Source organism: Vicinamibacterales bacterium (assembly GCA_036504215.1).
In the GTDB taxonomy this organism is placed as follows: domain Bacteria; phylum Acidobacteriota; class Vicinamibacteria; order Vicinamibacterales; family Fen-181; genus FEN-299.
The window spans coordinates 141,816-167,274 of record DASXVO010000035.1; the positions used below are offsets into that span (position 1 = coordinate 141,816).

23 protein-coding genes are annotated in these 25,459 nt (G+C 66.2%); 12 read left to right on the forward strand and 11 right to left on the reverse strand.

What is annotated here, in order from left to right; translation table 11 throughout:
* Positions 1-6: 6 nt before the first annotated feature.
* The 4 genes from VGK32_09265 to VGK32_09280 form a co-directional block, all read right to left on the reverse strand.
* Positions 7-948, reverse strand: a complete 942-nt coding sequence (locus tag VGK32_09265; GenBank protein HEY3381943.1) for a hypothetical protein — start codon at positions 946-948, stop codon at positions 7-9.
* Positions 941-2,098 carry a homogentisate 1,2-dioxygenase gene (locus VGK32_09270; protein ID HEY3381944.1) on the reverse strand — a complete coding sequence of 386 codons (1,158 nt, stop codon included), beginning with the start codon at positions 2,096-2,098 and terminating at the stop codon, positions 941-943. The genes VGK32_09265 and VGK32_09270 overlap by 8 nt, the downstream gene beginning before the upstream one ends.
* 2 nt (positions 2,099-2,100) lie before the next feature.
* Complete coding sequence (hppD, locus tag VGK32_09275; GenBank protein HEY3381945.1) at positions 2,101-3,189, reverse strand: 4-hydroxyphenylpyruvate dioxygenase; 1,089 nt, start codon at positions 3,187-3,189, stop codon at positions 2,101-2,103.
* Positions 3,190-3,256: 67 nt separating this feature from the next.
* Positions 3,257-4,120 carry an NmrA family NAD(P)-binding protein gene (locus VGK32_09280; GenBank protein HEY3381946.1) on the reverse strand — a complete coding sequence of 288 codons (864 nt, stop codon included), beginning with the start codon at positions 4,118-4,120 and terminating at the stop codon, positions 3,257-3,259.
* A gap of 344 nt (positions 4,121-4,464) precedes the next feature.
* Here VGK32_09280 and VGK32_09285 point away from each other — a divergent pair, with 344 nt between their 5' ends.
* Both VGK32_09285 and VGK32_09290 read left to right on the forward strand, forming a co-directional pair.
* The gene (locus VGK32_09285; protein ID HEY3381947.1) at positions 4,465-4,785 is read left to right on the forward strand and encodes a polyhydroxyalkanoic acid system family protein; all 321 of its coding nucleotides are present in this window, start codon (positions 4,465-4,467) and stop codon (positions 4,783-4,785) included.
* On the forward strand, positions 4,786-6,888 hold the full coding sequence (locus VGK32_09290; protein ID HEY3381948.1) for an isoamylase: 2,103 nt from the start codon (positions 4,786-4,788) through the stop codon (positions 6,886-6,888).
* A 12-nt stretch (positions 6,889-6,900) separates the two neighbouring features.
* Here VGK32_09290 and VGK32_09295 read toward each other — a convergent pair whose 3' ends face one another.
* Positions 6,901-9,972: a hypothetical protein gene (locus VGK32_09295; protein ID HEY3381949.1), complete on the reverse strand. Its 3,072-nt coding sequence runs from the start codon at positions 9,970-9,972 to the stop codon at positions 6,901-6,903.
* A gap of 82 nt (positions 9,973-10,054) precedes the next feature.
* A complete protein-coding gene (locus VGK32_09300) occupies positions 10,055-11,269 on the reverse strand; it encodes a multiheme c-type cytochrome (GenBank protein HEY3381950.1) in 1,215 nt (404 codons plus the stop codon).
* 366 nt (positions 11,270-11,635) lie between these two features.
* Between VGK32_09300 and VGK32_09305 the strand changes: the two genes are divergently transcribed.
* From VGK32_09305 to VGK32_09325, 5 genes are all read left to right on the forward strand, one after another.
* Positions 11,636-12,097, forward strand: coding sequence for a multiheme c-type cytochrome (locus tag VGK32_09305; GenBank protein HEY3381951.1), 462 nt, complete (start codon positions 11,636-11,638; stop codon positions 12,095-12,097).
* 12 nt (positions 12,098-12,109) lie between these two features.
* Positions 12,110-12,874, forward strand: a complete 765-nt coding sequence (locus tag VGK32_09310) for a 4Fe-4S dicluster domain-containing protein (protein ID HEY3381952.1) — start codon at positions 12,110-12,112, stop codon at positions 12,872-12,874.
* A gap of 23 nt (positions 12,875-12,897) precedes the next feature.
* Positions 12,898-14,082 carry an NrfD/PsrC family molybdoenzyme membrane anchor subunit gene (gene nrfD / locus VGK32_09315; GenBank protein ID HEY3381953.1) on the forward strand — a complete coding sequence of 395 codons (1,185 nt, stop codon included), beginning with the start codon at positions 12,898-12,900 and terminating at the stop codon, positions 14,080-14,082.
* A gap of 98 nt (positions 14,083-14,180) precedes the next feature.
* Positions 14,181-14,744: an RNA polymerase sigma factor gene (locus VGK32_09320; GenBank protein HEY3381954.1), complete on the forward strand. Its 564-nt coding sequence runs from the start codon at positions 14,181-14,183 to the stop codon at positions 14,742-14,744.
* On the forward strand, positions 14,734-15,414 hold the full coding sequence (locus tag VGK32_09325; protein HEY3381955.1) for an NrsF family protein: 681 nt from the start codon (positions 14,734-14,736) through the stop codon (positions 15,412-15,414). The genes VGK32_09320 and VGK32_09325 overlap by 11 nt, the downstream gene beginning before the upstream one ends.
* A gap of 286 nt (positions 15,415-15,700) precedes the next feature.
* Here the strand turns inward: VGK32_09325 and VGK32_09330 are convergent, their stop codons facing one another.
* The 4 genes from VGK32_09330 to VGK32_09345 are packed head-to-tail and all read right to left on the reverse strand — an operon-like array spanning position 15,701 to position 19,946.
* Positions 15,701-16,798, reverse strand: coding sequence for an alpha/beta fold hydrolase (locus VGK32_09330; protein ID HEY3381956.1), 1,098 nt, complete (start codon positions 16,796-16,798; stop codon positions 15,701-15,703).
* A gap of 34 nt (positions 16,799-16,832) precedes the next feature.
* Positions 16,833-17,630 carry a YdcF family protein gene (locus VGK32_09335; GenBank protein HEY3381957.1) on the reverse strand — a complete coding sequence of 266 codons (798 nt, stop codon included), beginning with the start codon at positions 17,628-17,630 and terminating at the stop codon, positions 16,833-16,835.
* 6 nt (positions 17,631-17,636) lie between these two features.
* Positions 17,637-19,136, reverse strand: coding sequence for a sodium:solute symporter (locus VGK32_09340; GenBank protein HEY3381958.1), 1,500 nt, complete (start codon positions 19,134-19,136; stop codon positions 17,637-17,639).
* Between the two features lie 9 nt (positions 19,137-19,145).
* Complete coding sequence (locus VGK32_09345) at positions 19,146-19,946, reverse strand: VCBS repeat-containing protein (GenBank protein HEY3381959.1); 801 nt, start codon at positions 19,944-19,946, stop codon at positions 19,146-19,148.
* Positions 19,947-20,066: 120 nt separating this feature from the next.
* On the opposite strand from VGK32_09345, the gene VGK32_09350 reads away from it, so the two are divergent.
* The 5 genes from VGK32_09350 (at position 20,067) to VGK32_09370 (ending at position 25,097) form a co-directional block, all read left to right on the forward strand.
* Positions 20,067-21,329: an Ldh family oxidoreductase gene (locus tag VGK32_09350; GenBank protein ID HEY3381960.1), complete on the forward strand. Its 1,263-nt coding sequence runs from the start codon at positions 20,067-20,069 to the stop codon at positions 21,327-21,329.
* Positions 21,329-22,534 (forward strand): L-2-hydroxyglutarate oxidase, encoded by a 1,206-nt coding sequence (lhgO, locus tag VGK32_09355; protein HEY3381961.1) that lies wholly within the window; start codon positions 21,329-21,331, stop codon positions 22,532-22,534. Before VGK32_09350 ends, lhgO begins: the two co-directional genes overlap by 1 nt.
* Before the next feature lie 71 nt (positions 22,535-22,605).
* Positions 22,606-23,946 carry a citrate synthase gene (locus VGK32_09360; GenBank protein HEY3381962.1) on the forward strand — a complete coding sequence of 447 codons (1,341 nt, stop codon included), beginning with the start codon at positions 22,606-22,608 and terminating at the stop codon, positions 23,944-23,946.
* Positions 23,947-24,062: 116 nt separating this feature from the next.
* Positions 24,063-24,617, forward strand: coding sequence for a chromate transporter (locus tag VGK32_09365; protein ID HEY3381963.1), 555 nt, complete (start codon positions 24,063-24,065; stop codon positions 24,615-24,617).
* A gap of 216 nt (positions 24,618-24,833) precedes the next feature.
* Positions 24,834-25,097 carry a hypothetical protein gene (locus VGK32_09370; protein ID HEY3381964.1) on the forward strand — a complete coding sequence of 88 codons (264 nt, stop codon included), beginning with the start codon at positions 24,834-24,836 and terminating at the stop codon, positions 25,095-25,097.
* A gap of 111 nt (positions 25,098-25,208) precedes the next feature.
* Here VGK32_09370 and VGK32_09375 read toward each other — a convergent pair whose 3' ends face one another.
* Entirely contained in the window at positions 25,209-25,412 is a 204-nt protein-coding gene (locus tag VGK32_09375; GenBank protein ID HEY3381965.1) for a hypothetical protein, read from the reverse strand.
* Between the last annotated feature and the right edge of the window lie 47 nt (positions 25,413-25,459).

The window sequence follows — 25,459 nt, forward strand, 5'->3', positions numbered from 1 at the left end:
CCTTGCTCACTCTCGGGTCGAGTGCGGGCCGAGCCAGCCGACCGCCTCGAGGTCGGCCAACGGTTCCCGGATCGAACACGAGCCGAACCGGCGCGCGAAATGGCGCGCGCGTTCGACCTGGGTGACGCTCGCGGCCTGGTCCCGCCACGTGATGCCGGCGTTGGAGAACCCGAACGCGTCCGGACGCATCTCCTCGAGGACGGCCGACAGGTCGCGGATGTCGTGCCGACCGTCGTACGCCAGCACGGAAGCCATGAACACGTTGAGGAAACCGTGCATGACCTCGACGGGTGCCGCAGGACCATAAGTCAGCGGGTGACGCGATCGCACCGCGTGATGCAGACCCGCCGTCGCCTTGAACGGGACCCCGAGCACCGCGCACCGGCTGATGAACCGCGCGACCGCTCCGCTGTCCGGAATCGCCTCCGGCGTGACGCCGCCGGTCCGAATCTTCGCTGCCCGCCCGACATTACGAATCGCAACCAGCGATTCGTCGAGGCTGTCATCGAGCGTGCACTCGAAGAACAGCTCGATGTAGTCCGGCACCATCGCAGCGACCCGCCGGGTGTCGGCCGACGACGAGGGCTTCACTTCGAGCGCGTCGATATGGGCCGCATAGGCCGCCCCACCCGCGTGGCGCTGGTTGAACGCGGTGACGGCCGCCACCTCTCCTGTCAGGGGCGTGGCGGCGAGCACCGCCAGGCGCCACGCCTGCGCGCCCCGTTGCTCGGGCGAGAGCGCGCCAACCGCCTGCTCGAACTCCCCAAGCCGGGTGCATGGGACGACGAACCGGCCGACCATCCATGCGTCGGGCGACAGCCGGTGGCGGGCGTACACGTCGACCGCCTCCTCGAGGCCCAGGGCTGCCGGTGGAAACAGGCCGGCATAGTCGATGAGTTCGGCCAGGAGCGCCAACAGCGCCCCCGGGGTCCCGGTTCGTCTAGTCATCCAGCCACGAGCGGAAGTACTGCTCGTCCTCAATCGTCAGGGCATCGGCGCTGACCTGGAGCGGGTGGAACGTATCGACCATCACCGCCAGTTCGTCGGTCCCCGCCTGCCCGATCGAGGCCTCGGCGCGGCCCGGCTGCGGACCGTGCGGCAGGCCATCCGGATGCAGCGTGATCGATCCGAGCTCGATCCCCTTCCGGCTCGTGAACTCCGAGCTGGCGTAGTAGAGCACCTCGTCGGACATGACGTTCGAATGGTTGTACGGCGCCGGCACCGCGTCCGGATGGAAATCGTAGGGCCGCGGGCAGAAGGAGCACACGACGAAGCCGTCGCCTTCGAAGGTCTGGTGCACCGGTGGCGGCAGGTGCACGCGTCCGACGCGCGGCTCGAAGTCGTGGATATTGAGCGCCCACGGGTAGTAGTAGCCGTCCCAGCCCACGATGTCGAATGGATGGTACGACAGCACCATCTCGACCAGTTCATGGTCCTTCTTGACGACGATGGGGAAGTCGCCCCGCTCGTCGTACGGCTCGGTCCATTCCGGCCGCCGAATGTCGCGTTCGGAGAACGGGCTGTGCTCGAGCAATTGGCCGTGCTCGTTCCGGTAGCGCTTTGGCGTGCGGACGTACCCCGCGCTCTCGATCACCAGACAGCAAGCCGGCCCGGCGTCGAACCGGTAACGGTGGAGGATTCCGCGCGGGACCACCACGTAGTCGCCGCTGCGGAAGGGCAGGAGGCCCAGCGGTGATTCGAGAATGCCGCTGCCCTCCGTGACGTAGGTGATCTCGTCGCCCTGCGCGTTCCGATAGAAGACGTCATCGTTCCGCTGCGGCCGTGCCACCGACAACGCGACATCGGCGTTGAACAGTATCGGGACGCGGTCGAACACGAGGCTGGGGCCGGCCTGCACCCGCGCGGTGCGGAAATGCCGGTGGCGGAGCAGCCGGTCGGGTTCGCTCTTCCAGTCCAGGCCACCGAGCCGGCGGACGCTCTCGACGCAGGTCGGCGGGTGCAAATGGTAGAGGAGCGAAGCCGGCCCCGTGAAGCCGTGGTTGCCGATCAGTTCCTCTGGCAGGAGTTGCCCCTGCTCGCCCCGGAAGGCGAGGTGGCGCTTGCGTGGAACACGTCCGAGCCGATGGTAGATGGGCATATTCAGAGGTTCCCGCGGAGCGCCTGTTCGCGTTCGATCGCCTCGAACAGTGCCCGGAAATTGCCCTTCCCGAACCCGTGGCTGCCCTTCCGCTCGATGATCTCGAAGAACACCGTCGGTCGGTCCTCGACCGGTCGCGTGAACACCTGCAGGAGGTAGCCGTCCTGATCGCGGTCCACGAGGATGGCCAGCTGGCGGAGTTGGTCCATCGATTCCGCGATGCCGCCCACCCGTTCCGGTAGCGACACGTAGTAGCTCTCCGGCACGCGCAGGAACTCGACGCCGTTGTCGCGCAGACGGCCGACCGTATCGCAGATGTCCCTCACCTGGAAGGCGATGTGCTGCACGCCAGGCCCCCGGTAGTACTCGAGGTACTCATCGATCTGGCTCTTCTTCCGGCCCGGCGCCGGTTCGTTGATCGGGAACTTGATCGATTGGGACTCATCCGACATCACGACGCTCATCAGCGCGCTGTATTCGGTGGAGATGTCCTTGTCGTCGAAGCTGACGAACCGATCGAAACCGAGGATGCGGCGGTACCACTCGGCCCATTCGTTCATCCGGCCCAGTTCGACGTTCCCGACCACGTGGTCGATCCGAAGCAGGCCGATGTCCTCGCCCGGCACATGACGCTCGACGAAGCCCGGGAGGAACGGGCCCGTGTACCCCTCGTCCGAGATGAACGAGTGCAGCGTGTCGCCGTAGGTGTGAATGGCCGCGTGGCGGACGGCACCGTGCTGGTCGCGCAGGTCGCGCGGCTCGACGGCCGGCCTCGCTCCGCGCTTGACGGCCTCCTCGAACGCCCGATCCGCGTCGTCCACCTGGAAGGCGATATCGCGCACGCCGTCGCCGTGGCGCCTCAGGTGCTCGCTGGCCGGCACATCGGGGGAGAGCGGCGTCGTCAGGACGAACCGGATCCTGCCCTGCGTGAGCACGTACGACGTGTGCTCGCGTTGGCCGGTCTCGAGGCCAGCATATGCGGACTCCGAGAAGCCGAAGGCTCGGCGGTAGAAGTAGGCCGCCTGTCTCGCGTTCCCGACCCAGAACTCCACGTGGTGGATGCTTCTGAGCCGTAGCGGATGCTGCTGCATGGGAGTGCCCCCCTGCTCCTAAAGGTGGCATAGAGCAGGGGAGCCGGGCAAGTGGGATGGCGCTCGGTCAGGCCTGGACCAGCTTCTTCCAGTCCGGCGCCAGTTCGGCGACGAACCGCTCGAATGTCCGCGGCGCGTGGCCGAGGACCTGCTCCTGCGCCGCGAAGTCGCGGCCGCTCGGCAGCAGGCCGTGCGTGATGAAGTAGTCGTACATGATTCGAAAATCGTGCACCATCCACGGCGGGAACATCGTCGAGGCCTGCTGCGCCCACGCCTCGAGATCGTCGCCGGCGTAGCGGACCGGACGCCCGAGCGCCTCGCTGTAGACGCGGGCCGTGTCGTCGCCGGTCAGGCCGCGAGGCCCATGGAGCGGGAAGAGGCCGCTGATGCCCTTCGTAAACGCGTTGGCGGCGGCATCGGCAATATCGCGAACGTCCACGCGGTTGCAGCCGCGACCGCCGAGCGGCTGGGGGTAGACGCCGTGCTTCGCGATCGGATCGCGCAGCCAGAGATCATTCTGGAAGAAGTTGTTCGGTCGGAGAATCGTCCACGGAATTCCCGATGCCTGGATGGATCGCTCCACCGGGATCTTCGAGGCAAAGTGCGGTATGACGTCCGAGCCGGGCGGCATCGCGACCGAGAGGTAGACGATCCGCTGGACGCCAGCCGCTCGCGCGGCCTCCACCGCCGCGAGGCTCTGTGTCGTTTCAGTCGGGCTGACTGTCGCGGCCAGGAAGACCGCCTCGACGTCCGTGAACGCCGCGGACAGCGTCGCGGGCTTCTCCAGATCTGCCACGACCGCCGGGGCGGGCTGCCGGGCCGCCTTTTCCGTCGATCGCGTCATGACCGTGGGTTGGTGCCCGTCTGCCAGCAACTTCTCCAGCACGGCGTGACCGACGGTGCCGGTGCCGCCGATGATCAGGACCTTCATGCACGTCTCCTTTGAGGACAGATCCGCGTCTGGTCATGGTGACCCAAAGACGTGAGGGTGGCAAGATATGCCGAAGGCCCGCTTGCGCCAGGCGAGGAGAAAAGGGTGCGCGGCCGGTCTTGGGGAACCAGCCGCGCACTAGCGCGAAGAGGATGTACCGCGATTCCAGCAAGCGCGGTGCCAGGAGGGCTGGCGGCGGACCGTGCGGAATTGGGCCGTTTTGGACACGTCGAGCCGGAGCCGGCGCTGACTGGCGACCTCGCCGGCGGACGTCCGGGCTCGATCCCGAGGACAGTCGGGTGCCCGAATGCTACAGTTAGTGGACGGAAGGAGCGACAGACACGATGCGAATCGAACAGGGCCACCAGTTGAGCCTGGACGAAGCCATGGGGCGGGTCGACCAGTTCCTCGACGGGCTGGCGCAGCAGACGCTACCCGGTGGCTTGACCATCAAGGACCCCCTCAAGGTCTGGGAGGGCAATCGCATGACCTTCTCGTTCACCGCCGCGAAAGACGCGTTCGGGTTGACGATTCGAGGCGCCGTGGAGGTCACCGACCAGCACGCGTTGGTTGAGACCGACCTGCCGGCGCTCGTCAAGACCTTCATCGGCGAGGATCGGATCAAGGATCTCGTCTCGCGCGAGCTCGGCAAGGTGCTGGCCTAGATGCCTCAGCCTGGATGTCCGCAGGACCGGTGGAGCGAGCGGGAGGGCACGCCTTCACCTCTCGGCGCGAGTTGGATCGAGGAGAGCAGGGCCTGGAACTTCGCCCTCTACTCCAAGCACGCCACCGCGGTCACGCTGCTGGTCTACAGTGCCGAGGACCACGCCCGTCCGCTGTTTCGAATTCCGTTCGACCACCTCCTCAACAAGTCGGGACGCGTGTGGCACTGCCGGGTTCCAGAGGCCTCCATCGCCGGCGCCCGCTACTACGCCTACCAGGTTGAAGGGCCGTTCGACGCCGAGCTGGGATTTCGATTCGACCCGGACAAGATCCTGCTCGACCCATACGCGCGCGGCGTCTTCTTCCCGCCCACCTTCGATCGCGAGGCGGCCAAGCACCCCGGCTCGAATGCCGGCGCGGCGCCGCTCGGAGTCCTCGAAGCCAGCCGCTTCGTCAATGGCTTCGTCGAGCCGTGCCGGCCTCATCACACGTCGGACACGGTGTTCTACGAGATGCACGTGCGAGGGTTCACACGCCGTCCGAACTCCGGCGTGGCACCCGAGCACCGCGGCACGTTTGCAGGGGTGATTGAGAAGATCCCGTACCTGCAGGATCTCGGCGTGACCGTCGTCGAGTTGCTGCCGGTGGCCCAACGCGATCCCCAGGAGCGCAATTACTGGGGCTACATGCCCCTCTGCTTCTTCGCGCCCCACAGCGAGTACGCGGCGGCTGGCACACCGGAGGGGGCCATCGCCGAGATGCGCGAGATGGTGCGCGCCCTCCATGCGGCCGGCATCGAAGTCGTGGTCGACGTCGTGTACAACCACACGGTCGAAGCCGACGAAATCGGCCCGACCTATTCCTATCGCGGCATCGACAACACGACCTACTACCTCCTCGACGCCGACCGCCGGCTCTATCGGAACGACACCGGCACCGGGAACGTCCTCCACACGGCAAACATGGTCGTCCGGAAGATGGTCGTGGACAGCATGCGCTTCTGGGCGAAGGAGATGCACGTCGACGGCTTCCGGTTCGACCTCGCGTCCATCTTCACCCGAAGGACCGACGGGTCGATCGACCTCGACGATCCGCCGATGATCTCGGCCATCGATGCGGACCCCGACTTCAGACACATCCGGCTCATCGCAGAAGCCTGGGACCTCCAAAGTTATCAACTGGGACGCCGCTTTCCCGGCATCGAGTGGTATCAGTGGAACGATCGCTTCCGCGACGAGTTGCGCGCGTTCGTGCGTGGCGATCGTGGAACGGTGGGCAGCCTGATGACGCGGCTGTACGGCAGCAGCGATCAGTTCCCCGACGACCTGATCGACGCCTATCACGCATTCCAGAGCGTGAACCTGATCACCTCGCACGATGGGTTCTGCCTGTACGATCTCGTGTCGTACAACGCCAAGCATAACGAAGCCAACGGTGAGCGCAACGCCGATGGCATGGACCACAACCTCAGCTGGAACTGCGGCTGGGAGGGCGACGACGGGGCGCCGCCAGCCGTGCTGGCGCTCCGTCGCCAGCAAGTGAAGAATTTCTGCGCTCTCCTGTTCCTGGCCAACGGCACGCCGATGTTCTGCGCGGGCGACGAGTTCATGCAGACTCAGGGCGGCAACAACAACCCGTTCAACCAGGACAACCTCACGACCTGGCTCGACTGGGATCTGCTGGAGCGGAACCGCGACATCCACCGATTCTTCAAGGCGATGATCGCGTTCCGGAAGGCGCATCCGTCGATCGGCCGGAGCCGTTTCTGGCGCGATGACGTGCACTGGTGCGGGGTGGGGCCTGCCGTGGACTGGAGCGACACGTCGCACGACGTCGCCTACTGTCTGCATGGCGCGTCAGAGGACGATCGGGACCTCTACGTGATGATCAACGGCAGCAGCGAGAACCTCGTCTTCGACGTGCAGGAAGGGGCGGCGGCAGAGTGGCGCAGGGTCATCGACACGAATCGGCCCGCTCCGGCCGACGTCCTCGAGGAGTCCGCTGCGCCGACGCTGGAGAGCCTCGCGCAACCGGTCGCGGCGCGATCGGTCGTCGTGCTGGTGCGGGACGTCGGCACGAAGCCGACGTCCGCCCAGCGCGCGTGACCGTGGAACGGTCTATGTCCCGAACTCGTCGGAGTCGATCACGATCGTGGTCGTGTAATCCTTGCCGCCAACCGTCAGCTTGACCAAATAGGTACCGGGTTCGACGGGCTGGCCCTGGAGCAGGCGTCCGCCGAAGCCGCCGCCCCCGCCCATCCGCTCGGACCCGGCCGGGCGGGCAGGCGGCGCCGTGCGGAAGTCCCACTGGACGCGGTTCAGTCCGGCGGCAGGCGTACCGTCCAGCGACCGAACGACCTTGCCCGCCACGTCGGAAATCACGATCTTGACGTCGCCGGCCTGCGCCGACTTCAGGTAGTAGCTGATCGCCGCGCCGTCCAGCGGGTTCGCGCCGCGGAAGTGCTTCGCGCCTCCGATCGACCGGCTCAGCGTCACATCGGTCTTCCACTGCACGCCGGGCCGGACGTCGAACAGATGCACGTCCGCCTGCGTGACCTTCTCGTTCATCTGCTGGAGTGCCGTGATGTCGTCGAGGATGTAGATGCTGCGTCCGTGCGTGGCGACGATGAGGTCGTTCTCTCGGGGATGCACCATGACGTCGTCCACACGGACGATGGGCATGCCGTTCATGAACCGTTTCCACTCCGCGCCGCCGTTCAGCGAGATGTACAGGCCGTATTCGGTGCCGACATAGAGCAGGTTCCGGTTCTTCGGGTCCTCCTTGATGACGTTGACGTTGCCGACCGTCGGCAGGTTGTTCGCGATCGCCTTCCAGGTGGCGCCATAGTCGCGCGTGACGAACACGTACGGTTTCATGTCGTCCGTGCGATGGGCGTCGAAGGACACGTAGGAGGTGGCCGCGTCGAAATGGGACGCTTCGACACGTGAGACGTGGGCTTCCTTCGGCACGCCCGGAACCGCCTCACCGACGTTCTTCCACGTCGCGCTGCCGTCACGGGTCAGTTGGACGTTACCGTCGTTGGTTCCCACCCAAATGACGCCCGGAATGACCGGCGACTCGCTGATGGTGACGATGCTGCTGTAGGCGCCGGCGCCGTCGTGCTTCGACGCCATCGGCGCGTCACCGGCGACGCCCATGATCGGTCGCACGAAGCGGCTCACGTTCTTCGTGAGATCCGGCGATCCGGTATAGGTGTTCCCGCGGTCGACGGACCGGAACAGCTGGTTCGCGCCGATGTAGACGACCCGCGGATTGTGCGGCGACAGGAGGATGGGCGTGTTCCAAAAGAATCGGAATTGTTCGCCTTCCGGCGGCACCGGCACGATGTTCGCCGTTCGGGGCTGGCCGAAGCCGAGTTGCGCAGCCAGCGCGGCCATCTGTTCGCCCGGCTGCACTTCGCCACCCGCCGCCCCGGTCGCCTGTCGCGCGGCGGCAGCGGCGCGTGGGCGGATGTTCACCGGTCGGCCGGTGCGCAGGTCGAGGCGCTGTACGTTGCCGTCCTGCGATTCGACGTACACCGTGTTGAAGTCGGTCGGATCGACCTGGGTGTAGAACCCGTCGCCCCCCCCCACTCGGAACCACTCGGCGTTGGTGATGCCCGCCTGGTTGCGCACCGCACTCGGCGCGCCCCACGTCCCGTTGTCCTGGAGCCCTCCGTAGACGTAGTAGGGCTTCCGCATGTCGGCGCTCACGGCGTAGAACTGACCAACCGGGAGCGTGTTGACGAATTCCCAGGTGTCCCCCTGGTCGTAGCTGATGTCGAGGCCACCGTCGTTTCCGAGGACGAGATGCCGCGGGTTCTTGGGGTCGATCCACATCGCGTGGTGGTCGCTGTGCGCGATGCCCTGCACCACCTTGAACGTCTTGCCGCCGTCGGTGGACTTGTGGAACGGCGCGCCCATCGTGTAGACGATCTGGTCGTTGGTCGGATCGACACGAATCTGGCTGTAGTACATCGGCCGGTCGTCGTTGTTGCTCGCCAACGACCACGTCTTGCCCTTGTCCTGTGATCGCCACACGCCGCTCTTCTTCGGATCCGGTGGGGGAGTCGGCTGGCCGGCCTGCGGCCGCGGCCCCCCGCCTCCAAATCCCGCGCCGCCTGCGCCCGGTTGCGGCGGCTTGCCGTCGGCAGTGACGTTGCCGCCCGTGCCCGCGCTCGCTCCGACCTCGATCTGCGCGTAGACGACGTTCGGTTTCGAGGCCGACACGGCCAGGCCGATCCGGCCCAGCAGACCCTCCGGCAGGCCGCCGCCCTGGAGCCGCTTCCACGTTCTTCCCGCGTCGGCGGATTTCCAAATCCCGCTGCCCGGCCCGCCGCCGTTGAAGCCCCACGGCACCCGCCGACGCTGATACGACGCGGCGTAGAGGGTCTTCGAATCGCTCGGATCCATGGTGATGTCGATGAATCCCGTGTCGGCATCGATGCTCTTGACGAGGGTCCAGTTCTTCCCGCCGTCAACCGTCCTGTAGACGCCGCGCTCGGGGTTCGGGCCGAACAGGTGGCCGGCCGCGGCAACGTAGACGACGTTCGAGTCCTTCGGATCGATGACGATGCGCGCGATCGACTGCGTCTCCTTCAGCCCGATGTTCACGAACGTCTTGCCGCCGTCGGTGGACTTGTAGATGCCGTCGCCGAACGACGAACTCTGCCGGTTGTTCGCCTCGCCGGTGCCCACCCACAGGACGTTCGGATTCTTCTGGTCAACGGCCAGCGCGCCGATCGAGCAGACCGAATACGTGTCGAAGATTGGCATCCAGGTCGTCCCGTTGTTGGTGGTCTTCCAGACGCCGCCCGTCGCGAGCCCGACGTACATGGTCGAGGGATCGTTCTCCACCACGGCGAAATCGTCGATGCGGCCGCCCATGCTCGCCGGTCCGATGGAGCGGAAACGGAATGGCTTCAGCCACGGGTCGTCCGACGTATTGATCGGCGGTGGGGGAGGCGGGGTCGGCTCGGCGGCTCGCTCCTGCTCCTGGCCGGGCCTCGGTTGCGGCTGTGCGGCTGGTGGCTGCGGCTTCTGGGCCTGCACGGCCTGCGTCTGTTTGGCCTGGGGCGTCGTCGCCTGCTTGGGTGCGCCCTGGGGGGCCTGTGCAGAGGCCGCAATCCAGAGCACGCACACGCAGGCGGCTACGACAGTCACAACCTGGGTTCGGAATCTTCGCTTCATCAATGGCGCCTTTCGCTTCAGGGAGACGCGTTCGTGGACAGAGAATGACTGTCGCGGTATACGCCGCGAGACTCGAGGATGCTTACCTGGGACGGATGGTGACGCTCCCGGACGCGGCGATATCGCGGCTGGGGATCGCGTCGATCCAGGCGCTCACCGACAGGAACGGCAGGCCGGAATCCACGCGACTGCCGGCCGCCGGACCGTAGCGGTAGAAGAGACGCGCGACCGCCCGGGCAGGCGTCCCTCGTGGAATCGCGAACGACGCGCGTTCGACCCGCCGCTCACCGGGCGCGAGCCGGGTGTCGCTGACGGTCTTGGCGCCCCGCATGAACATGCCAGCCTCGTCGCCGAGGTCCTTGCCCGTCTCATCCACGATTACGCGGGCGAATGTGCGGCTGACCGTCTGTCGGGCGCCAACGCCGTTGTCAGCCTCGATGACCAGGACGATGCTGCGGAGCGGCGAACCCGTGGGGACCTTGTGCCCGGCGCCTCGGTTCGTCACCGTCACCGACACATCGAGCGTGTCGCCCTTTCGCTCGGCGGAGATTTGGGCCTGAAGGGCGCGGTTCAACTCGGTCACCGAATGTCCGCCCGGCATCTCGTGGAGGTTCACGGAGAGTACGCTCGAGCGCTTCACCTTCGGATCGACGACGTTCCCGGTTGTCGCCCGCATGTGGCAACTCTGGCACGTCGTCTCTCGGGCCGCATAGGGGCTGGCCTGCCACTCGGCGTACGTGGAGAGGATGTCGATCTTCCTGTCGTTGACGTACTGATGACACGGTGCGCAGAGCGTCGACGACGTGTAGACGTCGGAGTAGGCCGCCTCGTGCTCCGTGGGCGTCACATCGCGCAGCGGGCCGGTCTTCACGCGGCCCGGCTCGAGCTGGAACGGGCGGTCCGTTCCAATGCGGACGGCTCGCACAGAATGGCAGAAGTCACAGGTTACACCCTCCCAACTCGTCTTCTTCTCCCACTTAACGTCCCGCATGTAGACGGCGGCCGGCGCGTGGCAGGACAGGCAGCCCGGGTCTCCCGACGAGGCTTGGCGTGCCTTGGCGAGCGCCGCCTGGAAGCGCGAGTTGTCGGCGGCCTGCGCGTGGAGGGACCCCTTCCAGTAGCGATGGATGTCCTCGTGGCATCGAGCGCACTCCTCGGCCGACGTCAGGTCTGTCCCGGTGACCGCCGCCCGGCGGGTGACGGCGAGCGAGGGAGTGGCCGTCAGAACGAGAGCGCCAACGAACGAGAGAACCAGAAACCCTCGCCGCGCGAACACACAGATGCGCCGATCCAACATGGACCCTCCTCGAGAGGCTGCGGTGGCCGACGTAGGGGCCTGAGTATGACGATGTCGGAATGAGATTGGTGCTTGAATACCGCGAGGTCTATCGCGAGTCAAGCGTTTTCAGCGGCGTTGCCGACGTGAGCGCCGCCGCTGGCTGCCGGATTTCCGGCAAGGGCGAGGGCGGGACAGCAACCGACGGGAGTGGCGCCTCAGCATTTGACGTGGATTTCAACGACCATCTCGGGCTCGGGCGTTGTGGCAGCGCGATTGCTTTCTCTGCCGCGATCCCTCGTCATCCCGGAGTGCTCTGTCGGTGCGGCTGTCGGATCGTCGTTTCCAGGTGGCTGGGTTCGAGCGGAATCGGCCAAGGAGCGTTCGATGAGCGGTTGGCTGAAGGACAAGGAACACCTGGCGCGGATGGCGCTGCTGTTTGCCGTCGGGATCACCGCGTTTCTGCTGCTCCGATGGCTGCTGGTGCCGCCTGGGTTCGGCCTCTACGGGCACTACCGGGCCGGTGCCCTCGACGACAATCGCGCTCGTCCCCTTCACTTTGCCGGCCGTGCCGCCTGCGAAGACTGTCATACCGACGTCGTCGAGGCCCGGAAGGGGAGCCGTCACGCCCGGATCGGGTGCGAAGCATGCCACGGCGCTTCGATGGCGCACGTGCAGGCAGGCGGCGAGAGAAAGCCCGTGCGGCCCGACCCGCGCGCGGTGTGCCTGCGGTGTCACCAGGCGGGCGCCTGGAAACCGAAGACGTTCCCCCAGATCGTCGTTGCGGACCATGCGGCGGAAGGCCCGTGCACCGCGTGTCACAAGGCACACGCCCCGAAGATCTCCTGAGAGCCAGGCGCCATGAACAGTGACCGACGCGACTTCCTGCTGAAGACGGGCAAACTGCTGGTGCTCTCGTCCGCTGCCGCCGCCGCGTGGGAGGCGATCCTCGCCGGTCGGGCGGAGACCGCGGACAACTACAAGATGAGCGATCACTGGTGGGGCATGGTGATCGACATCGAGGCGTGCATCGGCTGCGGCAACTGCGTTCGTGCGTGCAAGGAAGAGAACGACGTGCCACGCGATCCGCGCTACTTCCGGACGTGGGTCGAGCGGTACACGGTCGAATCGGACGACCTCGAACACCCGCACGTGGATTCGCCCAACGGCGGCTACGACGGGTTCCCCGAGAAGCCAGGCGCCGACCCGCGCGCCAAGCACTTCTTCGTGCCGAAGCTGTGCAACCACTGCGCGCATTCGCCGTGCGTCCAGGTGTGCCCGGTCGGGGCGACGTTCGAGAGTCCGGACGGCGTGGTGCTGGTGGACAAAGCGTACTGCCTCGGCTGCCGCTACTGCGTGCAGGCCTGTCCGTACGGCTGCCGCTTCATCAACCCCGCGACCGAGACCGTGGACAAGTGCTCGCTGTGCTACCACCGGATCACCAAGGGCCTGACGACCGCCTGCTGTGAGACGTGCCCGACCGGTGCCCGCCAGCTGGGCGATCTGAAGAACCCGAACGATCCGATCCACCAGTTCCTGCGTGACCACGCCGTGCACGTGCTGAAGCCGCAGATGGCGACCGGCGCGAAGGTGTACTACAACGGCCTCGACGGGTCGGTCCGGTAGCGAGAGCATTCGAGGAGCATCGCATGGAGAGCGTGCTGCAGGCGGTTCAGGGCTACATGTATCCGAACGAGGTGGAGCTCCAATGGAGCATCCTCATCGTGCTCTACCCGTTCATCACCGGCCTGGTGGCGGGCGCCTTCATCCTCGCGTCGCTCGAGCGGGTCTTCAACGTGCAGGCGGTCAAGCCGACCTATCGCCTGGCGCTGCTGACCGCCCTGGCGTTTCTGCTCGTCGCCCCGCTCCCGCTGCAGTTGCACCTCGGCCACCCGGAGCGATCGCTCGAGATGTATCTCACGCCGCACACCGCGTCCGCGATGGCGATGTTCGGGTTCGTGTACCTCTGGTACCTGATGGTCGTGCTCGTCCTCGAGATCTGGCTCGACTACCGGAAGGACATCGTGCTGATGTGGCGGGAGTCGTCCGGCCTGCGCCGAACGATGTACGGCGCGATGGCGCTGTGGTCCGACAACATCAGCCCGCGCGCGCTGGCGATCGACGACTACCTCGGACGGGCGATCACCGTCATCGGCGTCCCCTCGGCGTTCCTGCTGCACGGCTACGTCGGCTTCATCTTCGGGTCGGTCAAGGCCAATCCGTGGTGGTCGACACCGCTGATGCCGATCGTCTTCCTGTTCTCCGCCATCGTCTCCGGCATCGCGGGCGTGATGCTGGTCTACATGTACGCCGCCTGGCGACGCGGCCGGTCGTTCGACATGGCGTGTCTCGATACGGTGGCGCGCTACTTGTTCTACGCCTTCGTCATCGACTTCTCGCTCGAGATGCTCGACCTCATCCACCGGATCTACGAAGCCGACGAGTCGTTTCGCGCGCTCGACTTCATGGTGCACACCCGCCTGTTCGTCTCGCAGGTGGTCCTGCAGATCGGTATCGGCACGCTCATACCGCTCTCCCTGCTCGCTCTCGTGCAGCTCGTCCGGCTCGGCGAACGCGCGCGCCGGCGGATCTACCTGACGTCTGGGCTGCTGACCGTCATGGGGATCTTCGCGATGCGGTGGAACGTCGTGATCGGCGGCCAGCTCTTCTCGAAGAGCTTCCTCGGGTTCACGACGTACAAGATGGCCTTTGCGACCCGCGAAGGATTGCTGCCGGCGGTGGCGCTCCTGATCCTGCCGCTGGTGATTCTCTACGTGCTGATCCGTGTCCTGCCGCCGTGGAAGGCCCACGAATCGGCTTCGCCGGTTTCGTGACACCTTCCGCGCCTATCGGGCACATCTCCTCGTGAAGCCGCCGCCGCGGAACTTTCCTCCGCGCCCGGCGTCTACTTCGGAGGATGTCTGTCCGCGAGGTGCGCCCCTCCGACGGTCGGCCCCTGACGGCCCTGATGATCGCCTACCAGGGTGGCGATCTGTCGGCTTTCGACGGGCTGTATGCGGGGCTGGCGCCGGTGCTGCGGCGGTATCTCCTGTCGCGCACGCGGGACGCGGCGTGGACGGACGATCTCCTGCAGGAGACGTTCCTCCAGATTCACCGCTCGCGCCGAACGTACAATGCCGCCTACCCGGTTGAACCGTGGTCGATTGCCATCGCGCGCCACGTGTTCCTGATGAGCCGCCGTGGGCGGGTGCGCAAGCACGATTTCGATGCCGGGCCGGTCGAGGAACTCGAGCACGCGTCAATCCGGGGTCACGAGACGGCGATTCTCGCTCGCGACCGGGTGTCGCGGGGCCTGGCCGAGTTGACTCCCGGCACGCGGCGGGCGGTGTGGTTGCATCACGTCTGGGGCTGGAGCTTCGAGGAAGTCGGGGCGAAGCTCGGGATTCGCGAAGCGGCCGCGAAGCTCCGGGCGAGTCGGGGAATGGCGGTGTTGCGACGGGCGCTGACCGAGAAGCGGCGGGACGATGGTGACTGAAGACGTGGCTCCCCGTGCGCTGCGCGAGCGGATCGCGGCCGATATCCGGCCGGTGCGGCCGCTCCGCGTCCCGTGGCAGCGTGCGGTGTCCGCCGCGCCGTTTGCCGCGCTGCTCGTCGTCGCGGCGCCCCTGGTGTTGTTCTCAGTGCGCACCGACGCGGATCGCGTCAGCCCCTTCCTGACGTGGGGACTCTCCGTCGCGCAGGCGCTCGCGGGTGTGGTCCTGGCGGGGGCCGCGTTCCGTCAGGCGGTCCCCGGACGGGCCCGTGGCGTGCGCATGCTGACGCTGCTGTTCACCGTGGGATTGGCCGTGGCCGCGAGCGTGATGTTGTTCACGTGGCGCATGGAGCCGATCAGCCTGCCGCCGCAGTACTGGCGTCAGTTCACGATCGGCTGTTTCATCTTCTCGCTGGTCGACGGACTCCCGCTGCTGCTGATCTTCCTCGTGTTCGCGGCGCGCGGTCTGCTGACGCGACCGGCGGCCGTCGGCGGGCTGGCCGGCCTGGCGGCGGGTGTCGTGTCCGACGCCTCGTGGCGGATGGTGTGTGTCGTGACGGAACCGTCACACGTCTTTGCCGGCCACTACGCCTCGCTCGCGGCGCTGTCGGTGCTCGGCGCGGTCCTGCTGTCGGTCTGGTCCCGCGTCGCCCGCGCCTTCCGCCGACACTGAGTGGCCCGGGCGTCTCGCCCGGGTAGTGCCTGGCGAGGCGGGCCTCGGACTGCCTCGCTTGAAACGACGGTCCCACGGCCCGCGCCGCCAGAACCAGAAACGCTGTCGGTGGGCCCCGCAAAGCGGAGGGCGTCTAGCGAAACTTCGCCTCGAACCACCGAACTCGCTTCGCCGGCCCACGTCGTTTCTGGACGACGCCTCCTGCGTCGTCGTCGACATCTTCCAGGGGCGGAAGCGAGGCGCGAGAACCTGCTTCATTCGTCACGCTCTGACCTCTGGAAGATGTCTAGCGCTCCGTCACCCCTTTCAGCCACTCCCTGAAGTACTCCTGCCAGATGACCGGGAATGAATGCGTGCCGTGACCGCGCGTCTCGCTCGTAATGGGGAGCAGGACGTACCGGCCTCGTGCCACGCGCGGCATCAGCTTCTCCATGAGGCCCAGTTCGGGCGGGTTGATCAGATCGTCGGCCGAGTTGATGGCGAGCAGCGGTGCCGTGATTCGGTCGAGGCCGGCCGAGGGGTCGTACTCGCGCGACGAATCGAACTGGTACAGCATGTCGTTGGCATCGACGCCGGCGCCCCGCGACCCAAGCTGGGTGACGAGCAGCGCATCCGCGCCGTCGCGCGTCGGGGCGTCCCTCTGCGCCTGCACGGTGGAGCCGGCCATCAGCGTCAGGATTCGCACGGCCCCCTCGAGGCCGCGCGGTTGTTTCGCATACTCGCCGCCGTTCCATTCCGGGTCGTTCCGGATGCTGTCCATGAGCATCCTGCGCCACATCCGATTGCGTCCGGCAATCTGCGTCGGAACACTGGCGAGCGGCACGAGGCCGTCCATGAAGTCAGGGTACGTCTCGCCCCACACCCACGTGTGCATGCCGCCCATGGACGTGCCCATGACGAAGCGAAGATGGTTCACCTTAAGGCCTTCGGTCAGCAGGCGGTACTGCGCTCGCACCATGTCGTCGTAGGTATAGCGGGGGAACTTCGCGTGCAGGCCGTCGCTCGGTTTGCTGCTCTGCCCATGGCCGATTCCGTCTGGCAGGATGAGAAAATGCGTGCGGGCATCGAGCAGTTGGCCGGGCCCGAAGAGGACGTCGGCGAAGTTCTTCGAGAGGAACTGCCGTCCGGTTCCGCCCGTGCCGTGGAGAATCAGGACGGCGTTCCGGACGACGCCCTTGTCATCGCGACGCGGCTGGCCAAGGGTGATGTAGTGGAGCTTCAGGTCTGGCAGAGTCTCGCCCGTCGCGAATCGGAAGTCGCGAAGGACGAAGTCACCAGCCACGGGCGCCGGCGCCTGCCCGAAGGCAGCCTGCGCCGTCAGACACACGAACGCCGCGAAGGCGCAGCGAAGGATGGTGGTGACATTCTCGAAGCGATTGGACATGACTGCCTCCGGCCTTGCAGGGTGACCCTCCGCCCTACTGGGTGTTCTCGCTGCGCCAGCCCTGCCACAAGTAGTACATCCGCGCGAGGTACTCGTGGCAGGCATCGTCGCTCTGCCGCAGGGCGAAGTACCTGGGACGAATCTGGTGGATGAGACCGGTCGGTGTGGCGCTCTCGAAGGCCGCCACCGACGGGATTGGCTCGATGTGCTCCGCACGAAACTCGGCGACGGCGCGCTGCATGTGCCGGGAATTGGTGACGAGGACCACGCGCCGGACACCGCGCGGACGCAGGAGCGCGGCGGAGTACTGCGCGTTCTCCCGCGTGGTTCGCGATTGACCTTCGACGATGATTCGTTCGCGCGGGACGCCGAGCCGCACGAGACCGTCGGCCACCGCGTCTGCTTCGCTTCGCTGCTGCTGGCCAGCCGAGACGATGCCGCCGGACACCACGACGGTTGGTGCGCCGAGCAGCGAGTACAGACGCGCGGCCTCGATCGCGTTCTGCGCCGAATTCGAGCTCATCTGGACGATCTCTCGACCGTTCGCGCGATAGACCTCCGACCCGGAGGTGAGCACGACCACCACGGTCGCGTCCTTCGCCTGCTCACGCGACGTCAGCGCCCCGTACTGCCGTGCCAGTGGCGCCGAAACCAGCTCGGCGCCGATCGGAGTCGCGAGCAACCCGTACACGGCGAGGAGCGCGGTCAGCCAGCGTCGACCCCAGCGCTGAGCGGACTGGCCGCCGTAGAGGAGGCCGACGCCGAGGACGAGGCCGAGGACGAGGAACGGGATCGATCCCGGCACGAGAAACCACTTCACAGCGTTGACCATGTGTCGCTACCGTTCCATCTGCCCGGCCGGCCGAGTGGGTGCGGGCCGCAGCAAACTCACCGTGTAGCCCACGGTCACGCAGATGGCGGTGCCCACCACCACGTACCACGTCCAGGCCAGCGGCGTGTAGATCTTGATGGCGAGCATGCACACCAGCGAGACGCCAATGCCCGCCATCACTCCGGTCTGATTGGCGCGCGTCGTCAGGACGCCCATCAGGAATGCGCCCAGCATCGGTCCGTACACCAGAGAGGCAATCGACAATCCGACGGTGAACACCGAACCCCAGTCGCGTGCGATGAACGCGATGGCGATCAGCACGGCGCCCCAGGCTGCAGTGCACCACCGCGAGAGACGGAGCAGCGAACTGTCGCTGCGAGTGCCTCCGGCGAGCGGTTTGTAGAAATCGAGCACGGTCGTCGAGGCCAGCGAGTTGAGCGAACCGCTCAGGTTCGACATCGCCGCGGCGAAAATGGCCGCAATGACGAGACCCGCAATCCCGTGCGGGAGGCTGTGCACGATGAAGGCGGGGAAGATCTCGTCGTTGCTGGCGAGTGGCGGCAGTGGCGTGTGCTTGTAGTACGCGAACAGCATCACGCCGATCAGCAGGAACAGCGCGAACTGCACGAGAACGATGAAGCCGCTCGTGATCAGGGCCTTCTGGCTGTCACGCTTGTTCCGGCAGGTGAGCAGCCGCTGGACCAGCAGTTGATCGGTGCCGTGGGAGGCCATCGTCAGGAACGTGCCTCCGATGAGGCCCGCCCAGAACGTGAATGGCAGCCGCAGATCCCATGAAAAGGAGATGATCTGGAACTTGTTCGCCGCTTCGGCGTGCGCCGCGATGGTCGGCCATCCTCCGGGTACGAGATGCAGCAGTTGCCACGCGGCGAGGAACGACCCTCCCAGGTAGATCACGAGCTGTATCAGGTCCGTCCAGATCACCGCCGCGATCCCGCCCTCGAACGTGTAGATCAGCGTCAGCACCCCGACGATGAGGATCGACCAGGCCCAGAGATGGGGCAGCCCGGGGAGACTGGAACTGATCACTGCGGCGAGCACCAGCGACGCCGCGTACACGCGGACGCCCTCGGCGAGCGCACGCATCACGAGGAAGAGCGACGCGGCAAAGTGCTTGGCCTGCGCCCCGAATCGCCGGAGCAGCAGCTCGTACGCCGTCAGGAGATCGCCCTGGAAGTACGCCGGGATGAACAACAGGCTGATGATGACCCGCGCAATGATGTAACCGACCACCACCTGCAGGTACATGAGGCCGCCCTGTTCGGGCCGGGCGTACGTCGTGTACGCCATCGCCGGCACCCCGATCAGCGTCAGCGTGCTCGTCTCGGTCGCGACGATCGACAGGCTGATGACGAGCCAGTGGGTATTCTTCGCACCGACGAAATAGTCCTTGACGGTGTGCTGCGTCCGGCGGAAGAGCGTGCCGAAGATCGTGATGCCGACCAGATACAGGAGGAGGACGAAGTAGTCGATCGTCGAGAATCCCATAGGTCGGTCTCATTTCTCCTTCTTCAGCTTGCGCCCGCGCGCGGCTGCCCAGTCGCGGACTCTCGGCCGCAGGCGTTCGAGCCACTTCATCACGACGTCGCTGCGCGTGGTCTGGAGCACGGCGCTCAGGCTTTGCTCCTCCTCGCCCAGCAGGACCGCGATGGCGAGGACGCCAAGGGCCGCGCCCCTGACCTCCTGCTCGTCGTCTTCGGACGTCGGCGGGTGAAGCCGGCCGGAATAGATCTTCATCCGGGCGCGCAGGATCTCGGGAAAACGCGTCGTACAATCCTGGAACCGGTCGACGGCGAAGCAGGCGACCAGCGGAATCGACGCCGGCGAGCTGGCGTACGAGAGATCGTCGAAGTACGCGAGCCCATCGTCGCCCAGCAGGAGTTCCTTCCGTCCGTCGCCATCCAGATCGCGGACCTCGAGATCGGTGGCGTTCCCGCCTTCGTAGTCGAGGAGGGGCTTCGGCGACAATCCGAGCGACCAGATGTGGAGTGTGGCGCAGCAGTGCGCGCCCCCGCTGTGCGTCGAGACCAGGAGTTCGAGCGTCGAATCGCCGTTGATGTCCTCGCACGACAGCGCGGTGATGGCCCAGTCGCTGACGTTGACGAGCAGGCGGCCGTTCTTCTGAATGCTCAGACGGCTGGGCCGTCCCTCCGCGCCCACCGCACTGGGCACCGCTTCGTAGGCCCCGCATGCGAGGCGGCGGACGGGAGCGTCCTGGGCGGACACCGATTCGGCAGACGCCAGCATCAGGATGGCGAGCGGCAGCAGGCTGAGGCAGGACGTCGGCCGGGCGATCATTGGCGCTCCATTCGTCCGACATTATTGCAGCGAACCGGCCCGCGTCCAAGCATTCGACCACCCCGGCCGAATGTGCCAAAGTAGAGAAGTCGGCATCCAGCAGGGCGAGGGAGGACCCCAGTGGCGGAACATACGCCCGAGATTTCGAACGAACTCGTCGCCTGTGAGGCGGGGCGCGCCGAGTGGCTGCACGAGGTGCGCTGCCAGGACTGTCTCGCCTGCACCGTCGAGATGAAGGTGATGCGGCCGGACCTCGAGCGGTTCGTGGCCAGCGTGCTCGGATATCACCGCGTCCCTGCCGCCGATGCGGCCGTGACCGCGCGTGTCCTCGTGTCGGCCGACCTGCGCGGGATCGCCAGCCACGGCGTGGCGCGTCTCGGCCGGTACGTCTCGGGGCTGAAGGACGGGTACATCGTGCCCGGCGTCGAGTTCGACGTGCGGGAACCGGCGCCGGCCATCGGCGTCATCGACGCCAGGAACGGCATCGGCCAGGTCGTCGCCGACCGCGCCATGGACCTGGCCATCCGCAAGGCAGCCGCGAACGGGATAGGCGCCGTGACCGTGCGGAACAGCAACCACTTTGGCATCGCCGGCTACTACGTCCAGAAGGCCATCGCGCAGGGCATGATTGGCATCTGTCTCACCAACTCGGCGCCGCTCGTCGTGCCCACGCACGGTGCGGAAGCGATCCTGGGCACGAATCCGATCGCGTTCGGTGCGCCCGGAGGGGACGATCTCGATTTCGTCCTGGACATGGCGACGAGCGTCGTCCCGCGAGGCAAGCTCGAGGTGTACGATCGCAACCGGAAGCAGATGCCTGTCGGCTGGGCGGTGGACGCGCACGGTTACGACTCGCAGAATCCGGGATTCGTGCTTGCGAATCTCGTGAAGCGACTGGGCGGCGGGATTCTGCCGCTCGGCGGCCGCGGCGATGAGTTCGGCGGCTACAAGGGCTACGGCCTCGCGCTGATGGTGGATGTGCTGTGCGGGGTCCTGGCTGGCTCGGCGTTCGGCCCCGATGTCGACAACCTGCACCGGGCTCCGGAGCCGGGTGAGGTCGTGGCCCCGCGTGTGGGGCATTTCTTCCTCGCGCTGGACATCGGCCGGTTCATGCCGATCATGGAGTTCCGTCAGCGCCTGGCGGAGTTGTTCGGGGTGCTGAAGCACTCGAGGAAAGCGCTGGATCGCACCGAGATCTTCATCCACGGCGAGAAGGAGCAGCGGCGGACCCAGTTCCACGAGCGGTCGGGTATTCCGCTCGCCGAGAACGTGCTGGCGGCTCTGCAGAAGATCGGCGCGGCCTGCGGGCTGCCGGGGCCGGTGAGCGTCGCGGAGCGTCTGCGGCGACAGACCGATGGCCCCCTGGAAGGACGACGCGGGTGATGAGCAGAACATGGGACGTGGCGATCATCGGTGGCGGCATTGTCGGCACGGCGACGGCAATGGCGCTCGTCGGCCGCCCGAAGGTCAGCGTCGTCGTGCTCGAGGCGGAGCGGAAACTGGCGGCCCACCAGACCGGGAACAACAGCGGGGTCATCCACTCCGGGCTCTACTACAAGCCCGGCTCGCTCAAGGCGGGCAACTGCGTGACGGGTCGCGAGGCCATGTACCGGTTTTGTCAGGAGCACCAGATCCCGCACGATCGATGCGGCAAGCTGGTGGTGGCCACCGACCCGTCGCAGCTTCCAGCGCTCGAAGAGCTCGAGCGGCGCGGCCGGGCCAACGGCTTGCAGGGGCTGCGCCGACTCACGGCCGGGGAACTGACGGAGTATGAGCCCGCCGTCGCCGGGATCGCGGGCCTTCACGTCCTCGAGACCGGGATTGTGGACTATGAGGCGGTCACCAACGCCTTCGCCCAGGTGGTCCGCGAGCGAGGTGGCGAGGTCCGGACCGGCGCGCGTGTGACCCGCGTCGTCTGTGGCACGGACACGCTGGCGATCGAGACGACGAGCGGCGCCGTCGAGGCACGCACGCTGATCAACTGTGCGGGTCTCCAGTCGGACCGGGTGGCGCGGCTGTGCGGCGTCGAGCCCGGCGTGAAGATTGTTCCGTTCCGTGGCGAGTACTACGAGTTGGCGCCGGCGCGCCAGTCGCTCGTTCGGAATCTCGTGTACCCGGTGCCCGATCCGCGCTTTCCCTTCCTCGGCGTTCATTTCACCCGCATGATTCGCGGCGGCGTCGAAGCCGGGCCGAATGCCGTGCTGGCCTTCCGCCGAGAGGGCTACACGCGCACGAGCTTCTCGTTGGGCGACACGCTCGACCTGCTCGCCTACCCCGGCTTCTGGCGGATGGGGGCGAAGTACTGGCGGATGGGTCTCGGCGAATTCCACCGATCCTTCAGCAAGGCGGCATTCGTCCGTGCGCTGCAGGCACTGGTGCCAGAGCTTCGCGACGAGGACGTCCATCCGGGCGGTGCGGGCGTTCGTGCGCAAGCCCTCGATCCGAAGGGCGGGCTGCTCGACGATTTCCGCATCGCGGAAGCCAGACGCATGATTCATGTGCTGAATGCGCCGTCGCCGGCCGCCACCGCGTCGATCAGCATCGGTCAGACGATCGCCGAGATGGCCGTTCGATCGTTCGGGATGTGAAGGCGACGATTTCGGTTTAGAATGTTGTATCCGTTGGGTGCAACCACAATCAACCGAACAGGAAGACGCCTATGCCCGAGACTGCCACGCTCCAGGTGCAGGGGAAGTCGTACAGCCTTCCGGTGGTGACCGGAAGCGAGCACGAAGTCGCAATCGACATCACCAAGCTGCGCGCCGAGTCCGGCGTCATCACCCTTGATGACGGCTACAGCAACACGGGTTCGTGCCGATCGGCGATCACGTTCATCGACGGCGAACAGGGCATCCTGCGCTACCGCGGCATTCCCATCGAACAGGTTGCCGAACACAGCACGTTCCCCGAGACCGCCTGGCTGCTCATCTACGGCGAACTGCCGACGGCCCAGCAGCTCGAGTGCTGGAGCAATCTACTCACCAAGCATGAGATGCTGCACGAGGGCCTGTACAAGCACTACGACGGCTTTCCCTCGCAGAGCCACCCGATGGCGATCCTCTCCGCGATGATCAACGCCGCGAGCTGCTACAACCCCGAGATCGTCAAGATGGAGAGTCCGGAGACCTTCCAGAGCGCGGCGGCGCGCCTGCTGAGCAAGACCCGGACGATTGCCGCGGCGGCCTACAAGGCGTCGATCGGTCAGCCGCTGGTGTATCCCAAGCCCCACCTCGACTACTGCGCGAACTTCCTTCACATGATGTTCTCGATCCCGTTCGAAGAGTACGAACCGGATCCTGACATCGTGCAGGCGCTGCAGTTGATTCTCGTGCTGCACGCGGACCACGAGCAGAACTGCTCGACGAGCACCGTCCGGATGGTCGCATCGAGCGGCGCCAACCTGTTCGCGAGCTGCGCGGCCGGCGTCTGCGCGCTGTGGGGGCCGCTCCACGGTGGCGCGAACGCGGCGGTGATCGAGATGCTGCAGTACATCCACGACAGCGGCATCTCGGTGAAGGACTACGTGGCGCGCGTGAAGGACAAGACGTCGCACATCAAGCTGATGGGCTTCGGCCATCGGGTCTACAAGAACTACGACCCGCGCGCCAAGATCATCAAGCAGGCCGCCGACCGCGTCCTCAACAAGCTGCAGATCCACGACCCGATGCTCGATCTCGCCCGTGCGCTCGAGGAAGCGGCGCTCAGCGACGACTACTTCAAGGAGAAGAAGCTGTACCCGAACGTCGACTTCTACTCCGGCATCATCATGCGGGCGATCGGCATCCCGCTCGACATGTTCACGGTCATGTTCGCCATCGGCCGCATGCCCGGTTGGATCGCCAACTGGAAGGAAGTCTGGGAAGGCGACACGCGCATCTACCGCCCGCGCCAGATCTACACGGGTCCGCCGCTCCGCGAGTACGTGACCATTGGCAACCGGAAACCGATCCCCATCCCGGGCTTGAGCGGGAAGAAGGTCGGTCAAGGGGCTTGCGTGTAGGATCCAGGAGTCAGGGGTCAGGGGGCATGGTCCTCCTGACCCAGGCTCTCACCCTTCCGCCTGTCCGCCGATCCGCCTTCATCCTTCGGCCTTCATCCTTCCGCTATACTTCCCCCATGCTGCTCTGGGACATCTTCCTCCTGTTCACGCGCGTCGCCGTCTTCTCCTGGGGAGGCGGGCCGGCGTCGCTGGCGCTGATGCAGCGCGAGGTGACCGCAGCTGGCTGGGTGTCGCCGACTGAGTTTGCCGATGCGGTCGCGCTCGGGAACGCGCTTCCCGGTCCAATCGCACCACAGGTGTCGGCATACGTGGGGTATAAGCTCGCGGGAACCGGGGGCGCGGTCGCGGCAGCCGGCGGCACTGTATTCCCGACCACGGTGCTCATGCTGGTCATGGTCGTGCTGTTCTTCGGTGTGAAGGAGAACCCCGTCATCAAGTCGATGCTGACCGCCGTCCGCCCCGTCGTGATCGGGCTCCTGATTTGGACGGCCTACGACATGGCCCGGTCGGTGCTCGGTGTTGGGAGCGCCGGCTGGGGGCAGGCGCTGGTGCAGCGGTGGGACGGGGTGCTGCTGGCTCTCGCGTCGTTTGCCGTATTGACGTTCACCGCGATCAACCCGGTGTGGGTGATCCTCGCCGCTGCCCTCGTCGGCGTCGTCATCTATCGGTGACCCCGCCCGAATTCCTCGATGCGAGGGGCGAAGAGGAGTCGCCTTCGCGGATTTCTAGAGAAAAGTCTGCTCGGCAGCAGATTACTTGCCGATCGGCGCAGAAAACTGGCGCATCCTGAGTCGATTTGCGGCATCATTCTTGAGGGTGTTCCACAAAGAGGCGAGCGAGTCATCAGGGCGCCGCGGGTCTGGTTTTTCTCCAGGGGACGGATACCAATGGGTCGGATTGCAGACTACGTCGCAACGCTCACGCCTTCCGAGCGGGAGCAATTCAAGGATCTCATCGAAGAGTGCACGCTGCGCGAGGCGACGATTCACCGGAACGCTGCGCGGGCGGACCTCGGACTGATTCAGTTGGCCGAGCAACACCAGCGGCTGTCAACGAAGATTCGCGACCTGGAGCAGGCAGGACAGCGTTTGATGGATACCGTCAGCCGAATGTACCTGCAGACCGTCCCGAAGCCGAGCAAGCTGCACTAAACCCTGAGTTCACGTGTATTGACCATGTTTCGCGCCCTGCGCACCGTGTGAAACGGGCGTTCCCTGCGCGAGACGTTGGTCAAAACCACTGAGTCGACGGGTAGCGCCGACTCATCTCGAATGGCGGCAGCGTCCGTCATCCCTCTGTACAGAGAACGTGCCATCGAGCCGGGCCACCATTGTCGCGTACCGCCGTTCGATGTCGTCGAGCGCGAGCCGGGCCGCCTCGGCCGTCAGTGCTCCGGATTTCACCTGGCCGTCGATCCTCGCGCACTGGTCGTCGTACCAGCGATCAGGATCGAAGTTGTACGTCACCGTCCACCCCCCGGCGCTTCGCAGCGGATTCAGGGCGCAGCGAGTTG

Coding starts and splice junctions, on each gene's coding strand:
- VGK32_09265 (HEY3381943.1), bottom strand. CDS start 948: ATGACTAGACGAACCGGGACCCCGGGGGCGCTGTTGGCGCTCCTGGCC.
- VGK32_09270 (HEY3381944.1), bottom strand. CDS start 2,098: ATGCCCATCTACCATCGGCTCGGACGTGTTCCACGCAAGCGCCACCTC.
- hppD (HEY3381945.1), bottom strand. CDS start 3,189: ATGCAGCAGCATCCGCTACGGCTCAGAAGCATCCACCACGTGGAGTTC.
- VGK32_09280 (HEY3381946.1), bottom strand. CDS start 4,120: ATGAAGGTCCTGATCATCGGCGGCACCGGCACCGTCGGTCACGCCGTG.
- VGK32_09285 (HEY3381947.1), top strand. CDS start 4,465: ATGCGAATCGAACAGGGCCACCAGTTGAGCCTGGACGAAGCCATGGGG.
- VGK32_09290 (HEY3381948.1), top strand. CDS start 4,786: ATGCCTCAGCCTGGATGTCCGCAGGACCGGTGGAGCGAGCGGGAGGGC.
- VGK32_09295 (HEY3381949.1), bottom strand. CDS start 9,972: ATGAAGCGAAGATTCCGAACCCAGGTTGTGACTGTCGTAGCCGCCTGC.
- VGK32_09300 (HEY3381950.1), bottom strand. CDS start 11,269: ATGTTGGATCGGCGCATCTGTGTGTTCGCGCGGCGAGGGTTTCTGGTT.
- VGK32_09305 (HEY3381951.1), top strand. CDS start 11,636: ATGAGCGGTTGGCTGAAGGACAAGGAACACCTGGCGCGGATGGCGCTG.
- VGK32_09310 (HEY3381952.1), top strand. CDS start 12,110: ATGAACAGTGACCGACGCGACTTCCTGCTGAAGACGGGCAAACTGCTG.
- nrfD (HEY3381953.1), top strand. CDS start 12,898: ATGGAGAGCGTGCTGCAGGCGGTTCAGGGCTACATGTATCCGAACGAG.
- VGK32_09325 (HEY3381955.1), top strand. CDS start 14,734: ATGGTGACTGAAGACGTGGCTCCCCGTGCGCTGCGCGAGCGGATCGCG.
- VGK32_09330 (HEY3381956.1), bottom strand. CDS start 16,798: ATGTCCAATCGCTTCGAGAATGTCACCACCATCCTTCGCTGCGCCTTC.
- VGK32_09335 (HEY3381957.1), bottom strand. CDS start 17,630: ATGGTCAACGCTGTGAAGTGGTTTCTCGTGCCGGGATCGATCCCGTTC.
- VGK32_09340 (HEY3381958.1), bottom strand. CDS start 19,136: ATGGGATTCTCGACGATCGACTACTTCGTCCTCCTCCTGTATCTGGTC.
- VGK32_09345 (HEY3381959.1), bottom strand. CDS start 19,946: ATGATCGCCCGGCCGACGTCCTGCCTCAGCCTGCTGCCGCTCGCCATC.
- lhgO (HEY3381961.1), top strand. CDS start 21,329: ATGAGCAGAACATGGGACGTGGCGATCATCGGTGGCGGCATTGTCGGC.
- VGK32_09360 (HEY3381962.1), top strand. CDS start 22,606: ATGCCCGAGACTGCCACGCTCCAGGTGCAGGGGAAGTCGTACAGCCTT.
- VGK32_09365 (HEY3381963.1), top strand. CDS start 24,063: ATGCTGCTCTGGGACATCTTCCTCCTGTTCACGCGCGTCGCCGTCTTC.
- VGK32_09370 (HEY3381964.1), top strand. CDS start 24,834: ATGGGTCGGATTGCAGACTACGTCGCAACGCTCACGCCTTCCGAGCGG.